Annotated in this window: 15 protein-coding genes and 1 tRNA gene; 4 read left to right on the forward strand and 12 right to left on the reverse strand. The window is 66.1% G+C overall.

Annotated elements, in window-relative coordinates:
• Positions 1–67 precede the first annotated feature (67 nt).
• On the reverse strand, positions 68–1831 hold the full coding sequence (locus ACP693_RS13550; RefSeq protein ID WP_425985458.1) for a peptide MFS transporter: 1764 nt from the start codon (positions 1829–1831) through the stop codon (positions 68–70).
• Between the two features lie 280 nt (positions 1832–2111).
• Between ACP693_RS13550 and ACP693_RS13555 the strand changes: the two genes are divergently transcribed.
• Complete coding sequence (locus ACP693_RS13555; RefSeq protein WP_426020171.1) at positions 2112–3263, forward strand: N-acetyltransferase; 1152 nt, start codon at positions 2112–2114, stop codon at positions 3261–3263.
• Here the strand turns inward: ACP693_RS13555 and mscL are convergent, their stop codons facing one another.
• From mscL to aroA, 6 genes are all read right to left on the reverse strand, one after another.
• Positions 3264–3686, reverse strand: a complete 423-nt coding sequence (gene mscL, locus ACP693_RS13560; RefSeq protein ID WP_426020173.1) for a large-conductance mechanosensitive channel protein MscL — start codon at positions 3684–3686, stop codon at positions 3264–3266. It lies immediately after the preceding gene.
• 38 nt (positions 3687–3724) lie between these two features.
• Positions 3725–4015, reverse strand: coding sequence for an integration host factor subunit beta (locus tag ACP693_RS13565; RefSeq protein WP_135193710.1), 291 nt, complete (start codon positions 4013–4015; stop codon positions 3725–3727).
• A gap of 245 nt (positions 4016–4260) precedes the next feature.
• A complete protein-coding gene (gene rpsA / locus ACP693_RS13570) occupies positions 4261–5964 on the reverse strand; it encodes a 30S ribosomal protein S1 (RefSeq protein ID WP_135193711.1) in 1704 nt (567 codons plus the stop codon).
• A 196-nt stretch (positions 5965–6160) separates the two neighbouring features.
• Positions 6161–6811 carry a (d)CMP kinase gene (gene cmk, locus ACP693_RS13575; RefSeq protein ID WP_426020734.1) on the reverse strand — a complete coding sequence of 217 codons (651 nt, stop codon included), beginning with the start codon at positions 6809–6811 and terminating at the stop codon, positions 6161–6163.
• A 106-nt stretch (positions 6812–6917) separates the two neighbouring features.
• On the reverse strand, positions 6918–7256 hold the full coding sequence (locus tag ACP693_RS13580) for a hypothetical protein (RefSeq protein ID WP_426020175.1): 339 nt from the start codon (positions 7254–7256) through the stop codon (positions 6918–6920).
• Positions 7253–8572, reverse strand: coding sequence for a 3-phosphoshikimate 1-carboxyvinyltransferase (aroA, locus tag ACP693_RS13585; protein WP_426020177.1), 1320 nt, complete (start codon positions 8570–8572; stop codon positions 7253–7255). The genes ACP693_RS13580 and aroA overlap by 4 nt, the downstream gene beginning before the upstream one ends.
• Before the next feature lie 125 nt (positions 8573–8697).
• On the opposite strand from aroA, the gene ACP693_RS13590 reads away from it, so the two are divergent.
• Together ACP693_RS13590 and ACP693_RS13595 are read left to right on the forward strand one after the other, a co-directional pair.
• Positions 8698–9150 carry a TIGR02300 family protein gene (locus ACP693_RS13590; protein WP_426020179.1) on the forward strand — a complete coding sequence of 151 codons (453 nt, stop codon included), beginning with the start codon at positions 8698–8700 and terminating at the stop codon, positions 9148–9150.
• A 330-nt stretch (positions 9151–9480) separates the two neighbouring features.
• Positions 9481–9556: transfer RNA gene (locus ACP693_RS13595), tRNA-Ala, on the forward strand.
• Between the two features lie 166 nt (positions 9557–9722).
• On the opposite strand, the gene ACP693_RS13600 is transcribed toward ACP693_RS13595, so the two are convergent.
• The gene (locus tag ACP693_RS13600; RefSeq protein ID WP_135193716.1) at positions 9723–10046 is read right to left on the reverse strand and encodes a hypothetical protein; all 324 of its coding nucleotides are present in this window, start codon (positions 10044–10046) and stop codon (positions 9723–9725) included.
• Between the two features lie 107 nt (positions 10047–10153).
• The gene (gene rsgA, locus ACP693_RS13605) at positions 10154–11227 is read right to left on the reverse strand and encodes a ribosome small subunit-dependent GTPase A (RefSeq protein WP_426020181.1); all 1074 of its coding nucleotides are present in this window, start codon (positions 11225–11227) and stop codon (positions 10154–10156) included.
• 190 nt (positions 11228–11417) lie between these two features.
• Between rsgA and ACP693_RS13610 the strand changes: the two genes are divergently transcribed.
• The gene (locus ACP693_RS13610; protein ID WP_426020183.1) at positions 11418–11669 is read left to right on the forward strand and encodes a DUF2171 domain-containing protein; all 252 of its coding nucleotides are present in this window, start codon (positions 11418–11420) and stop codon (positions 11667–11669) included.
• A 19-nt stretch (positions 11670–11688) separates the two neighbouring features.
• On the opposite strand, the gene ACP693_RS13615 is transcribed toward ACP693_RS13610, so the two are convergent.
• The 3 genes from ACP693_RS13615 to ACP693_RS13625 all read right to left on the reverse strand — a co-directional run bounded on the left by ACP693_RS13615 (position 11689) and on the right by ACP693_RS13625 (position 14370).
• The gene (locus ACP693_RS13615; RefSeq protein WP_426020185.1) at positions 11689–12360 is read right to left on the reverse strand and encodes a DUF1345 domain-containing protein; all 672 of its coding nucleotides are present in this window, start codon (positions 12358–12360) and stop codon (positions 11689–11691) included.
• Positions 12361–12679: 319 nt separating this feature from the next.
• On the reverse strand, positions 12680–13432 hold the full coding sequence (locus ACP693_RS13620; protein WP_426020187.1) for a FadR/GntR family transcriptional regulator: 753 nt from the start codon (positions 13430–13432) through the stop codon (positions 12680–12682).
• 68 nt (positions 13433–13500) lie between these two features.
• The gene (locus ACP693_RS13625) at positions 13501–14370 is read right to left on the reverse strand and encodes a rhamnogalacturonan acetylesterase (RefSeq protein ID WP_426020189.1); all 870 of its coding nucleotides are present in this window, start codon (positions 14368–14370) and stop codon (positions 13501–13503) included.
• Positions 14371–14377: the final 7 nt, after the last annotated feature.

Raw genomic sequence — 14377 nt, forward strand, 5'->3', positions numbered from 1 at the left:
GACGTCGTCCAGCAAAAAGCCCCGGCGGAGCGATCCGCCGGGGCTTTTCTTCGTCAGGCAGTCAGGATCAGTGAACCCCGGACATGCCCTTCTTGAGCAGCGGCGAGATCAGCAGCAGGAAGACGCCGACGCCGACGCCCGTCCAGCCGATGGTGCCGAAGATCGACCCATAGGTTTCCAGCGCCAGGGCCGGGCTGGTCACGACGCCCGCGACCGTGTCGGTCGCCGTCGCCTTGGCGATCAGGCCGGCGACGATGTGCGCCACCGAGCTGGACAGGAACCAGACGCCCATCATCAGGCCAACTACGCGCGCCACCGACAATTTGGTGATCATCGACAGGCCGACGGGCGACAGGCACAGCTCGCCGATCGTGTGGAAGAAGTAGGTCAGGAACAGGAACAGCAACGGCACGCGGAAGGCCTCGTTAGCCTGACTTCCCGCCGCCCAGGTCAGGACCAGGAAGCCGAAGCCCACGAAGACCAGGCCGAACGAGAACTTGACCGGGGTGGACGGCTCAAGCTTGCGCTTGGCCAGCCAGACCCACAGAGCGGCCATGATCGGGCCGCCGATGACGATGATGCCGGGGTTGAACATCTGCGTATAGCCGGCGTTGAACCAGCTGGGCATCTGGGTCGACTGGTCGGCGAACAGGGTCAGCGACGAGCCGGCCTGTTCGAACAGCGCCCAGAACAGCACCGAGAAGAAGATCAGCACCTGGGCGACCAGCATGCGGCTGCGCTCGGCGCCCTTCAGGCGGAAGACGGTGAAACCGACGACCGAGGCGAAGATGACGCCCGCGATCCAGGGCAGGCCCGTCTCGATGATCTCGTGACGCTGCATCAGCAGCCAGGTCGGGATGACGGCGATGAGGCCGGCGATCCAGAAGAAGGGCACCAGCGGCACGCCCAGGATCGAACGCCCCTCGATCGGAACCGGCGGTCCGCCGCGACCTTCCAGCCACGACTGACCCAGCACGAAGGTCAGCAGACCCGCCAGCATGCCGATGCCCGCCAGGCCGAAGCCATAGGCCCAGCCATAGTTGAAGCCCAGATAGGAACAGGCGGCCGTGGCCAGGAACGAGCCCAGGTTGATGCCGACGTAGAAGATGGTGAAGCCGCCGTCGCGACGCGGATCGTTCTGCTCGTACAGCGAGCCGACGACGGTCGAGATATTGGCCTTCAGGAAGCCGACGCCGACGATGATCAGCGCCAGGGCCAGGAACAGCACGGGTTCGCCCAGCTTCTGGTCGCGCTCGGTCTCCAGCGTATAGCCGCCGGTCGCGGTGAAGGCAGGGAAGCCGGCTGCGGCGGCGGCCTGCGGCGCAGCCTGGGTCGCGGGATCCAGCGCGCCGGTCGGCGGCGTGCCCAGGCCCGTGCCGACAGCGGCGGCCGCCGCGTCTGCGGCGTTGGCGGCCGACGGTTCGGCGCCGACGGTCGAGACCCCTTCGGGCGTGATGGCGATATGGACCCGCTCGTCGCCGTTGACGGCGAACATCTTGCGGTTCTGGTCGCGGCCTTCGACCTGGATCTGATAGGTCGTGTCGCCGATGGTCAGGCTTTCACGTCCGCCCGTGCCTTCGAAGGCCATGGTGAAGTGGCCCAGCACCAGAAGGACGGCGCCGATGATGACTGCCTTGCGCGATCCCAGATATTTGTCGGCGATCATGCCGCCGATGACCGGCATCAGATACACCAGCGCGGCATAGGCGGCGTAGATGCCCTGGGCCTCGGCCGGACCGAACAGGAAGTGCTGCGTCAGGTACAGCACCAGCAAGGCGCGCATGCCGTAGTAGGAAAACCGTTCCCACATCTCTGTGAAGAACAGGATCACCAGCCCCCGCGGGTGCCCCAGGAAAGTCTTGCGAGGCTCTAGCGCCCCCCCATCCGTCGCTGTCAACGGCTCACTCCCAACTGCCGCGCCGCTATCGGGCGCGCGAAAGGCGCATACCCAGCACAGCGGGCGAATCCGAACAAGTGTTAAGGCCGTTGTGGGACAGCGTGCCGCGAAGACGCATAGCCAGACACAACCTGAAGTGATACAGGTTGGCGCCCATTCTGCAATCCTCGCGCCCAGGAAACGCCCCCGGTTTCATAATGGGAAGGAGCGCCCGATGTCCGTTCGACCCATCGTCGGATCCGACCATGAGGCCCTGAACCGGCTGCACCGCAACGTGGGCTGGCCCGAGCGGTCGCCGGCCGGCTGGCGCTGGCTGGAGGCCAATCCGGCGCGCCAGGACATCGCGGCCCCGGCGGGCTGGGTGGTCGCCGACGACCGGGACGAAGCCGTGGCCATGGTGGGCAACTTCGTCCAGCGGTTCCGGCACGGGTCACGCAGCCTCTACGGGGCGACCGGTTTCTCGATCATCGTGCCGCCCAGCCGCCAGGGCGCCAGCCGCGCGCTGATCCGCACCTTCCTGAAACAGCCGGGCCTGTTCGCCCGCTACACCTTCAACGCCAATGCGCGTTCGGCCCCGCTGTACGCCCTGTTCGGGCTGAAACCCTGGCCGACCGATACCCATGGATTGAAGCTGTCCTGGGTGACGGACCGGCTGGCCTGCGCCCAGGGTCGGGTGCTGCGAAGCCTTCTGGGTCGGACCTCGGCGAAGACGGCGGCCCGACTGGGCGAGCAGTTGATGAATGGGCGGGTGTTTCGACAGACGGCCCCGTCCCTGCCGCCGCAGGTGACCGTGCTGCGCGACCTGTCGGACAGCTCGCCCTATGCCGAGTTCTGGCGGACGTTGGCGTCTGAGGATCGACTGCTGGCGGATCGCAGCCCCGAGACCCTGCGCTGGCGCATGGCGGATCCCGACCTGACGCTGAAGCCGGTGTTGCTGTCATGCGTGCGCGAGGGCCGGATCGTCGCGACCGCCATGGCGCAGATGACCAAGACCAGCCTGATCGAGCCGCCCTGTCTGGACATCATCGACCTGATCGCGCTGGAGACGGCGCAGGATGCGATCGAAGTGCTGACGCAGACCCTGATCGACAATGCGCGCGACATGGGCGCGGCCAAGGTACGGTTGCAGATGGTGACGCCGCAGATGCTGACGGCCCTGGGCGACCTGGCGACGACGGCGCGACGCGAAGGCGGCTGGGGCCATTGCCACGCCATCATCGACGATCCGGCGCTGGCCTCGGCCTGGGCGCCGACGCCGTACGACGGCGACTACGGCATCTGTTCGCGCACTCCGCCGGCGCCGACGAGGCTCAGCCGGCCGTCCGCAGCGCACGCAACCGCGCGCGGCCGTGTTTCCAAGGCCTGATCAGACCTTGGGGCGGGCCTTCAGCTCGTCGCGGATTTCGATCAGCAGGGATTCCGTCGCCGACGGCGCCGAGGGCGCGGGATCGGGTTTGGCCGCTTCCTGACGGCGCAGGACGTTGATCCCCTTCACCACCATGAAGACCACCCAGGCTACGATCAGGAACTGGATCACCGTGTTCAGGAAGGCGCCGTACTGGATCGCCACCTTCTCGATCGCCTCGGTCGCCGGGTTCTCGGCCCGCAAGACCCACTCAAGCTCGGAAAAGTCGATGCCGCCGGTCACCAGGCCGATAGGCGGCATGACGACCTGATCGACCAGGCTCTTGACGATGCCGTTGAACGCCGCGCCGATGATGACGCCGACCGCCAGGTCGACGACATTGCCCTTGACCGCGAACTCGCGAAACTCAGACAGCAGGCTCATGGGACTTTCCTTGGAGGGTCAGAAGGCGAGGCGCAGGATCACGCGTCGCCGGAAGCGTTCAGCCGCTCGCGCAGTTCCTTGCCGCTCTTAAAGAAGGGCACGGCCTTGGCCGGCACCTCGACGGCCTCGCCGGTGCGGGGATTGCGTCCGGCCCGCGCCGGACGCGAGCGGACCGACAGGGCGCCGAAACCGCGCAACTCGACCCGGCCGCCCTCGGACAAGGCCGTGGTCATGGTGCCCAGGATGACGTTGACCAACCGCTCCACCTCCGCGTGGGTCAGGTGAGTGTTTTCCATCGCCAGCTTTTCGATCAGTTCGGACTTGATCATCGATGCCCCTGCCAGCGCGTTTTGACAGGCCGTCTCGCCCGCCGTCGATCCAGAAGCCGCACCCTAACCTTCGACCGGCTCTCGAAAAAGCCCTTATCCGCCAATGATGCGCGTCATTCGCAGGAATTATGTCCGTCAGCGAACATAAGGCTGTCCCAGACAGAGAAAAGGGCGGCGGGATCGCTCCCGCCGCCCTCATCTTTTTACGCTACCGCAGAGCGCGCGGCGCTCTGCTGCTTGAGCGCTTAGTCCTTGGTGCCGGCGTTCTTCAGCGCGGCGCCCAGGATGTCGCCCAGCGAAGCACCGGAGTCGGACGAGCCGAACTGTTCGATGGCTTCCTGTTCGTCCTTCATTTCCAACGCCTTGATCGACACCGAGACGCGGCGCGAGGCCTTGTCGACGGCGGTGATCATGGCGTCGATGCGATCGCCGACGGCGAAGCGTTCCGGACGTTGCTCGTTGCGGTCGCGCGACAGGTCCGACTTGCGGACGAAGGCCGTCACCGGCGCATCGTCTTCACCGAACTTGACCTCGATGCCGCCCGACTCGATCGACGAGACGGTGACGGTGATCTGCTGGCCGCGGCGATAGGTGTCGCCCTCGCCGATCGGATCGCCGCCCAGCTGCTTGATGCCCAGCGAGACGCGTTCCTTCTCGACGTCGACGTCCAGAACCTTGGCCTTGACCATCTCGCCCTTGCGATAGCGCTGGATGGCTTCTTCACCCGACACCGACCAGTCGAGGTCGGACAGGTGCACCATGCCGTCGATGTCGTTGTCCAGGCCGATGAACAGGCCGAACTCGGTGGCGTTCTTGACTTCGCCCTCGACGGTCGAACCGATCGGGTTGTTGGCGACGAAGGCGTCCCACGGGTTGTCCTGAGCCTGCTTCAGGCCCAGCGAGATGCGGCGCTTGGAGGCGTCGACGTCCAGGACGACCACGTCCACTTCCTGAGAGGTGGAGACGATCTTGCCCGGATGGACGTTCTTCTTGGTCCAGGACATTTCCGAGACGTGCACCAGGCCCTCGACCCCGGCTTCCAGCTCCACGAAGGCGCCGTAGTCGGTGATGTTGGTGATGCGGCCCGTGTACTTGGCGCCAACCGGATACTTGGCTTCCACGCCGTCCCAGGGGTCCGACTGCAGTTGCTTCATGCCCAGCGAGATACGTTGGGTGTCCGGGTTGATCTTGACGATCTGGACCTTGACGGTGTCGCCGACGGCGAGAACCTGCGACGGGTGCGAGACGCGCTTCCACGACATGTCGGTGACGTGCAGCAGGCCATCGATGCCGCCCAGGTCGACGAACGCACCGTAGTCGGTGATGTTCTTGACGACGCCTTCGCGAACTTCACCCTCGGCCAGCTGACCGACCAGTTCCGTACGCTGTTCGGCGCGAGCTTCTTCCAGGATGGCGCGACGCGACACGACGATGTTGCCGCGCGGACGGTCCATCTTCAGGATGGCGAAGGGCTGTTCCTTGCCCATCAGCGGACCGACGTCGCGCACCGGACGGATGTCGACTTGCGAGCCGGGCAGGAAGGCCGAGGCGCCGCCCAGGTCGACGGTGAAGCCGCCCTTGACGCGACCGACGATGGCGCCGTTGACCGGCTGACCTTCGGCGAACACGACTTCCAGACGGGTCCAGGCTTCTTCGCGGCGAGCCTTGTCGCGGCTGATGACGGCTTCGCCCAGGGCGTTCTCGACGCGCTCCAGGTAAACCTCGACGTTGTCGCCGACCTTGGGCAGGGCGCCGTCGTCGCCTTGGCCGAACTCGCGCATGGCGATGCGGCCTTCGGTCTTCAGACCGACGTCGATGATGACGATATCTTTTTCGATGCCGACGACGCGACCGTGAACGACCTGGCCTTCGCCGAAGTCGCGACCCTGAAGCTGTTCGTCGAGCAGCGCCGAGAAGTCGTCGCGTGTGGGATTGAGAGTATCAGACATGAAGCTCTGGTGTTTCCGGTAGGGCTGTGGCGCGCGACCGAAAGGCCCCGCGCGAGGTGGACGCCCCTCACACAGCAAGGCGCTGCGCCGAGGCGAGAGGAAAAGATAGGCAGGTCGTCAGGATGCGAGGCCGTTCAGAACGATCAAAACGCCCGCGGAAGCCGAGGATGGGAACGTTGGATTTGCGATAGAGGGTCTAAAGACCGTGTTTCGCGCGCGCCGCCTCGACGATACGGCGGGCCGCATCGAAGGCCGCCTCTATACCCATATCGGTCGTATCCAGCAAGACCGCGTCGTCGGCCTGGACCATGGGGGCCGCGCCGCGTCCCGCGTCGCGCTCGTCGCGGCGCTGAATATCAGCCAGCATGTCCTTGAAGGCGATGTCCGATCCTCGCGCCGTCAGCTGCTTCCAGCGGCGGGTTGCACGAACCTCGGGCGTCGCGGTGACGAACAGCTTGGCCTGGGCGTCCGGCGCGATCACCGTGCCGATGTCGCGCCCGTCAAGCACCGCCCCGCCTGCCTGGGCCGCAAACGCCTGCTGCAATTCTAGCAAGGCCGCGCGCACCCCGGCGAAGCTGGCGACCCGGCTGGCCGCCTCCCCCGCTTCGCCCGTCGTCAGTCGTGCATCGTCCGACAGACCGGCCGCATCCAGTCCACGCGCCGCCTCGGTCGCGGCCGCCTCGTCGTCCAGCGAACCGCCGTCCTCCAGCACCTTCACGCCCACGGCCCGGTACAGCAGCCCCGTGTCCAGATGCGGCAGTCCATAGGTCTGGGCCAGGCGCGCGGCGATGGTCCCCTTGCCAGAGGCGGCCGGTCCGTCGACGGCGATGACGAGAGGCTGTGTCAGGGTGGATCTTCCGAGATTTCGCGAGCGCCGACAGCGCCCAAGCGACGATGTCCAAGAGAGAGAGGAACGCCTAGCCTTTCCTTGCCCAGCTACACAAGCTCACGTGCTACTCTTGCCCTGAGCGAATAAGTTTGGGTTGCGCCGACCAACCCAAGGCGCTCACAGCGCAAAGCACACCAAAAAACACCGAAGGCATCAATCCCCTGAGGATGACAATTGTTTTGAACTCATGTGGATGCTGGCCGCGAGAGACTTTGTAGAAGCCGAACTCGTTGACGTCGAACCCTCTATTTTCAAACATCTCGGCGTAGCGTGGCTTCGTTTGGTCCCAAGTCTCGCCGTCACCGAGATCAATAAACGATGCAACTGCCCATGGGACAAACATACAGCCGGCGAATGCTGCCAACATTGCCAGAACCCGGCGCGAGGACCGGCCTTCGGTCACGCGATCCGCCCGCCTAGCCCGTTCATCATCTCGACGAAGCCGGGGAAGCTGGTGGCGATCATGCCCGGTTCATCCACCGAGACCGGCTGTTCGGCGGCCAGGCCCAGGACCAGGTGGCTCATGGCGATGCGGTGGTCGTGGGCGGTGTGGACCAGGCCGCCGCCGCGCACGGAACCGTCCTGTCCGGCGCCGGTGACGATGAAGCCCTCCGGCTCTTCCTCGACCGCGACGCCGCAGGCGCGCAGGCCCTCGACCATCAGCGAGATCCGGTCGCTCTCCTTGACCCGCATCTCGCCCACCCCGCGCATGACCGTGACGCCGTCGGCAAAGGCCGCCGTCGCCGCCAGGATCGGATATTCGTCGATCATCGAGGCGGCGCGCGCCTCTGGCACCACCACGCCCTTTAGCGTCGAATGCCGGGCGGTGATGTCGCCGACCTCCTCGCCGCCGGCCTCGCGCCGGTTGGTGATGGTCAGGTCCGCGCCCATCTCGACCCAGGTGTCGAACAGGCCGGTGCGCAGGGGGTTCAGCATCACCCCCTCGACCGTGACCTCCGACCCCGGCACGATCAGCCCCGCCGCCAGGGGGAAGGCGGCCGAGGACGGATCGCCCGGCACGGCGACGAAGGTTCCGGTCAGCGGCTGACCGCCCTTCAGCGTCACCTTCCAGCCTTCGCCCATCTCCTCCACGCCGACTTCGGCGCCGAAGGCGCGCAGCATCCGTTCGGTATGGTCGCGGCTCTTTTCCGGCTCGACCACCGAGGTGACGCCCTCGGCGTTCAGCCCGGCCAGCAGGATGGCCGACTTGACCTGGGCCGAGGCCACCGTCTGCACGTAGGCGATGGCCTTCAGCGTCCCGCCGGTCAGGGCCACGGGCAAACGATCCTCGGCCGCCTGCCAATCGAACGCCGCGCCCATGTCGGCCAGCGGCCCGGTCACCCGTTTCATCGGCCGCTTCCTCAACGATCCGTCGCCGTCGAAAGTCGCCATCAGCGGATAGCCGGCCGCCGCCCCCATCAGCAGGCGAACCCCGGTCCCGGCGTTGCCGCAGTCGATCACCGACACTGGCGTCGTGAAGCCGCCTGCGCCCTCGATTCGCCACTTGCCGTCGCCCGTCCGCTCGACCTTGGCGCCGAAGGCCTCGACAGCGCGCGCGGTGGCCAGAACATCGTCGCCTTCCAGCAGGCCCTCGACCTCGGTCACGCCCGACGCCATTCCGCCCAGGATCATCGACCGGTGCGACATGGATTTATCGCCGGGCGCGCGGACCTTGCCGGTCAGGGCGGACGAACGTCGTGCAGTCAGTTGGGAAGGCATATTCACCCGCTTCAGGCTGTATTGTCGAAACGGCCGCGCGGGCGGCGCGAAAGATGGCTTTTGACAGCGGGTCCAAGGGGTGGCAAGGGACCGCCCCGAATTCAACCCGTTGAAAGTGTCCTCACGTGGCCAATCCAGAACTGGGCGCCAAGCAGGTCTGCCCCAACTGCCAGGCGAAATTCTACGACCTGAACCGTAGACCCGCCCACTGCCCCAAATGCGCGACGGAATTCGATCCGGAAGAAGCGCTGAAGCTGCGCAGCCGCCGCGCTCGCCCCGGCTATCCGGCCGACGACGAGGCTGAAGACCAGGTCAAGGACAAGAAGGTCGACGGCGACGAGGACGAGGAAGAAGACGTCAAGACGCCCGAGATCGACGAGGAAGGCCACGAGCCGATCCTGACGCCGGACGACGAGGACGAGGACGTCCCCGCCGATGCTTCGGAAGAAGCCGGCATGGGCGCGACCGACGGCGACGACGATCTGGCCGACGACGACGACTCCGTGCCGTTCATCGAAGACGACGACGATGACTCGATCGACGACGAGATCGCCAAGCCTTCGCGCGACGACGACTAATCTCTGGGCCTATCGCGCGTCGCGCTACTTGAGGGCTTGTTTGGTGGGCCTATCGCGCTTCGCGCTACTTGAGGCCCGGCTTCCTCTAGGCTTCTCGCGATTGGGCTCAGATTCTTGTTGCACCCGCCGCATTTCCCGCTAGGGAAGCGCGGCGGGACAGCAGGCTTTTCCAGCCACTTCGGTTTGAAAAATCTGCGTATTTTCACCTCCGGGAACGCGGTGAAAATAAATCTCGAAACGGGCTTGATCGTAGAAAAGCCCTGACATAGTTTCCGCCGCCTCGCCGGGGGCCATCGCAAGATGAACCGGGCGATCCAGACCGACAGGTCCGGGGCTTTAGCTCAGTTGGTAGAGCGCTTGCATGGCATGCAAGAGGTCAGCGGTTCGACTCCGCTAAGCTCCACCATCGTCACCTCCGAGCACCGCAAGGTGTTCGGAGGGACGGCCATCCTCCCATACATTCTTGATGCGGCGCACACGCTATTCGGCGCGCAATGAATGCGCTCGCGCATCGCCTGCAGGCAGACGCGGCAGGCGGCTCGATCCGAGCCTCCTGCCGCGATCGTCGCCGATCAGTTCTCGACTTCGGTCGACCCTTGCCGGAACTCTTCGGCGGGCACGAAGGCCGAGCCTTCTTCGTCCAGAACCCACACGCCGATCAGGGCGGGGTGGTCCGGGGTGACGTCCTCGTCCAGCAGGTCGCCTTCATAGACGCCGACATTGCTGTAATCGAAATCCAGCAGCAGCTGAGCGGCCATGTCGATCATCTCGTCGGCCATGCGGCGCGCATAGCCGACGGCCTCGCTGGCGTCGGAAAAGTCGTCCGTCAGCGTGTTGACCTCTGCGGCCTCGCTGCCCTGGACGGCGCTGGTGGTGACGATGGTGAATGCGGACATGATGTTCTTTCTTGAGTCTAAGTCGCTCACCTAGCCTGTTTGGCGGCGCGACAGGCCTAAATTCTTAGAGGGCGAACAGGTCGAAAAAGCGAACGGGAACACCCGGATCAATCCGCGCCGCCCCGATCGTTGCGCTTGGTCGCGCGATAGACCTTCTGAAGCCCGCCCAGCCGGCGCCGTTCGGCGGCCTTGGCGACCCGCTCCGCCTTATCCCCCGCCTCCGACAGTTCCAGCGTCAGCTTCTGGAAGTGCGCCCACCGCGAGGCCTCCAGCGTCCCGTCCGCCAGGGCCGCCTGCACGGCGCAGCCCGGCTCGTTCGTATGGCTGCAGTTGGTGAAGCGGCACGCCTGCATCAGGCGCTCGATGTCGTCGAACACCGCCCCCACCCCCTCTTCGGCGTCGATCAGGCCCACTTCGCGAATCCCCGGCGTGTCGATGATCAGCCCCCCGCCCGGCAGGGGGATCAGTTGACGGTGGCTGGTGGTGTGACGCCCCTGATCGTCGGACGCGCGGATCGCCCGTGTCGCCATCCGGTCTTCGTTCAGGAAGGCGTTGACCAGGGTGGATTTGCCCACGCCGGACGAGCCGATCAGCACACAGGTCTCGCCCGGCTTCACCTGAAGGCGCAACGCCTCCAGACCGACGCCTTCGCGGGCCGAGACCATCAGGACCGGACACCCCGTCTCCAGCGCCGCGACCTGAGCGGCCTCGGCTTGAGGATCGGCGCTGAGATCCGATTTCGTCAGCACGAGCACAGGACGCGCCCCGCTCTCCCACGCGGCGGCCAGAAACCGCTGGATCCGGCGCGGGTTCATATCCGCATTCATCGAGGTGACGACGAAGGCCACGTCGATATTGGCGGCCAGGATCTGTATTCGCCGCACGCTGTCGGCCGCCCGGCGCACGAAGGCGGTGCGGCGCGGCAGGACGGCATGGATGGTGGCGGTGCGGTCCTGAAGGTTCAGCGACAGTGCGACCCAGTCGCCGACGGCGGGATGGCCGACCTCCTGGGCCTCGTGACGCAGGCGGCCGGACGCCTTGGCCTGAAGCTCGCCCTCGTCCGTGGCGACCACATAGCCGTTGCGGTGCTGGAGAACGACGCGGCCGGGCGCGTGACCGGCCCGGGCATGAGGCGCAAAGGCCGTCGCCCAGGCGTCGGACCATCCATACTGTTCGATCAAGTCAACGGCATCCCTGTCGCCTGCAATCCTCAGCCAGTGCGCTGAGCCGGTCTTGCGGCGCGATAATGCACCCAATGCCCGTCCCTGCCGCCTGTAAAACGCAAACGGCGGACCGTCCAACCGCAACGGGAACGGAATCCTGTCCGACGGGCTCCTGTCCTGTTGTTATTTTCAACCAGGAGAGACGGCGATGAGTGAGATCAAGGAAGGCATGGAGGTTATCGGGGCCGACGGCGTTCACGTCGGCGTCGTGGACCGGGTCAAGAGCGACCGGATCAAGCTGACCCGCCGCGAGAACACCGGCGCCCATGCAGACCACCACCACTATATCGAGAACGGCTTCGTCGCCGGCGTCGAGGGCGACAAGGTGCGCCTGTCGGCCAACGCCGACGTCGCGGTCACCCTTGAGGAAGAAGAGTCCGGCAAGCCCGTCGATCTCTGATCGAAACGGCGGCGACGCCTCAGAACAGCGTCGCCGCCAGATTGACCGTCAACGCCAGGATGACGGCGTTGAAGAACCAGGCCACCAGGCTGTGCAGGGTCGCCAGGCCGCGCAGCTTGCGGCTGGAAATCTGGATGTCGGCCGTCTGGTTCGCCACGCCGATGATCAGGCCGAAGTGCAGGAAGTCCCAGTAGTCGGGCTCGTCCTCGCCGGGAAAGATCAGCCCGCCCTGATCGCCCCTGCCATGCTCGCGCGGGGCGTAGAAGCCATGGGCGTAATGCAGGGCGAAGATGATGTGCACATACAGCCACGACAGCCCCACCGTGCCGACCGAGAAGATCGCCTGCCCCACCGTCGGCTTGCCATCGCCCGCCACCATGGCCAGCACCAGAACCACGACGCTGGCGACGGCCGCCGCCATGCTGAGCGGCAAGACCAGGGCGCCCGCCTGATCCAATTCGGCCGCACGGCGCCGGATCGCGTCCTGAGAGCGCGCCCTGAACACATGGTAGAAAGTAACGATCAGAAAGGCCGCGACGCCCGCGTCCCAGCCCGCCGCCAGCCTGAGCGGCCAGCCGAAGCCCGCCGGTGTCAGCGCCGCCACCGCCGCCAGCACCAGCAGCCCCAGCCACAGCGAGAAATGCAGACGGAACAGGCGCGCGACAGATCCCATGGCTTCGAGATCGCCCATTCCACGACCCAGGTCCAGCGAACGCGCATCCGACGCGCCACAAACAATTCCGACTAAGGCGCGCACCCACCGGCGGCGTGATGCAGATGTCGGCGATGGCGGATCACGCCCTGTCTCTCAGCCTGGCGATCCCGCGCCTGCGACGATGGCGCGAGGCGTCCGGCGTGGCAGGTCGCCGCGGCAGCATTCGGCGCCTTTTCAACCTGCACCGCGCCCCCGGCATGTGGGCCTTACCCTCGGCTGGCCGTGACGGGCGTCACCCTCGCCTGGCCCCTGTATCCGAGATGCCGCCAGTGCAGCGCGACAACAAGCTAGGCGCTTAGGCCTTAGAGCCTGATCGCTCGGCTTCCACGCGACCAAATCCCGCATCGATGACTGAAATCATCGCCGCCGCCGCTCCCGCGCCGTCCCTGGCTTCGATAAGATCGACAATCCGCTCATGCGCATCGACGGTATCGCGGTGAAGTCTCAAATCCCGCGTGGGCGGGCTGAGCGTGAACACCTCCAGCAATGCGGTTTCGATGACACTGGCCAGGGACCGCATCATCGGATTTTTTGACGCCGCTCCGATGACGAGATGCAGCGAAAGGTCGGCTTGGGCGAAGGCGTATTCCGAACCATTCTCGACCCGCATCGCCTGAACGGCGGTCCGCATCGCAGCTAGATCCTCGACGGTCCGCCGGTCTGCAGCGAGCGCAGCCGCTGCGGGTTCGAGCGCGCGCCTGACCTCAGCCAACTGCCGGCGAAAGCTCGCATCCATCCCGCCGGAAACTTGCCAGGCCAGGACTTCCTTATCGAAGTAATTCCAGTGAACGGGTTCAGTGACGCGCGTGCCCACCCGTGTCTTGACGCTGAGAAACCCCTTGGCCGCCAGCGTCTTCAGGCTTTCACGCAAGGCCGTGCGGGAGACGCCGAAACGATCGAGCAGGTCGGCCTCCAGCGGCAGCTTTTCACCCGGCGCCAATCGACCGGTCAGAATGTCCTGCGCCAACGCCCGCACGATCTGCTCGTGCGTGGACAGGACCTGCGTCGACCTGACGCGGCCGGCCGGGGCATCGTTGATGGCGCTCATCCTGCGGTCGTAAGCTAGGCGGCTTCAAAAGTCTGCAAACCGATTCATATGATTATATTTTCCGCGCCTCAAGGCACCAGCACCCGACGCAAGGCGGGCACGGCCAGGATCAGATCGCGCGTCACCAGTGCGGCGAAGAAGTCCGCCCCCTCGCGCCCCAGGTGGGTGTAGTCGAACGACACCCGCGCTTGGCCCAGAGGCTCGACCGCGGCGTTGTTCTGGGCCGGAACCGCAGGCGTGGCGGGCGTCGGCGTCACGCCGGTCGAGCCGGGGGTGGTCGTGCCGGTCATCAGAGCGGCCGCGACCTCGGGCGAAGGGGGCGACTGGGCGAAGCGGGCCGACATCATCGGCCCTAGGGCCTGGACGGCGGCAGCGCTGGCGGCGTTCAGATCGACCAGCGGCGTCTTGGTTTCCTGCGCGAGCCGGCGCACGGCCTCGGCCCAAGGGACCAGGTCATTCTGCAACCGGCCGTCGACGAACTGACGCCGTGTCAGGGGCGTCAGCAGGACGGGGATGGCGCCACGTGCGCGCGTCTCCTCGACATAGCGTTTCAGATTGACGGGAAACTGGGTCGCAAGATCGGTAGAGCGGCCCGGCTTGCCCGGCTGGTCGTTGTGGCCGAACTGGATCAGGACATAGGTCTGGACGAAGCCGGGCGTGGACATTTCCGCCAGCGCCAGATCCCAGGAGCCTTCGGCGAAATAGCTGCCCGAACTGCGCCCGCCTCGCGCCAGGTTCACGCAGGCGACGAAGGAGGTCACATGGTCGGCGCAGAAGCTGGGGCCCCAGCCGCCGACCACCGCCGTGGTCGAATCGCCGACCAGGATGATCTTGGACGCCTGGATCGGCGTGATGGGCGTACCCCCGGGTGGCGGTGCGGGTGCGGCCTGGGGGACGGCGAGCAGCGCGACGGACGAAAGGATGGCGGCGAGCGTCATGGGGTTT

The organism is Brevundimonas sp. TWP1-3 (assembly GCF_049896085.1).
Lineage (GTDB): Bacteria > Pseudomonadota > Alphaproteobacteria > Caulobacterales > Caulobacteraceae > Brevundimonas.

What these genes read in the sequence shown, in the direction of transcription:
- ACP693_RS13555 (WP_426020171.1), top strand. Translation starts at nt 2,112, where the DNA reads ATGTCCGTTCGACCCATCGTCGGATCCGACCATGAGGCCCTGAACCGG.
- mscL (WP_426020173.1), bottom strand. Translation starts at nt 3,686, where the DNA reads ATGAGCCTGCTGTCTGAGTTTCGCGAGTTCGCGGTCAAGGGCAATGTC.
- ACP693_RS13565 (WP_135193710.1), bottom strand. Translation starts at nt 4,015, where the DNA reads ATGATCAAGTCCGAACTGATCGAAAAGCTGGCGATGGAAAACACTCAC.
- rpsA (WP_135193711.1), bottom strand. Translation starts at nt 5,964, where the DNA reads ATGTCTGATACTCTCAATCCCACACGCGACGACTTCTCGGCGCTGCTC.
- aroA (WP_426020177.1), bottom strand. Translation starts at nt 8,572, where the DNA reads ATGCCTTCCCAACTGACTGCACGACGTTCGTCCGCCCTGACCGGCAAG.
- ACP693_RS13600 (WP_135193716.1), bottom strand. Translation starts at nt 10,046, where the DNA reads ATGTCCGCATTCACCATCGTCACCACCAGCGCCGTCCAGGGCAGCGAG.
- ACP693_RS13610 (WP_426020183.1), top strand. Translation starts at nt 11,418, where the DNA reads ATGAGTGAGATCAAGGAAGGCATGGAGGTTATCGGGGCCGACGGCGTT.
- ACP693_RS13615 (WP_426020185.1), bottom strand. Translation starts at nt 12,360, where the DNA reads ATGGGCGATCTCGAAGCCATGGGATCTGTCGCGCGCCTGTTCCGTCTG.
- ACP693_RS13620 (WP_426020187.1), bottom strand. Translation starts at nt 13,432, where the DNA reads ATGAGCGCCATCAACGATGCCCCGGCCGGCCGCGTCAGGTCGACGCAG.
- ACP693_RS13625 (WP_426020189.1), bottom strand. Translation starts at nt 14,370, where the DNA reads ATGACGCTCGCCGCCATCCTTTCGTCCGTCGCGCTGCTCGCCGTCCCC.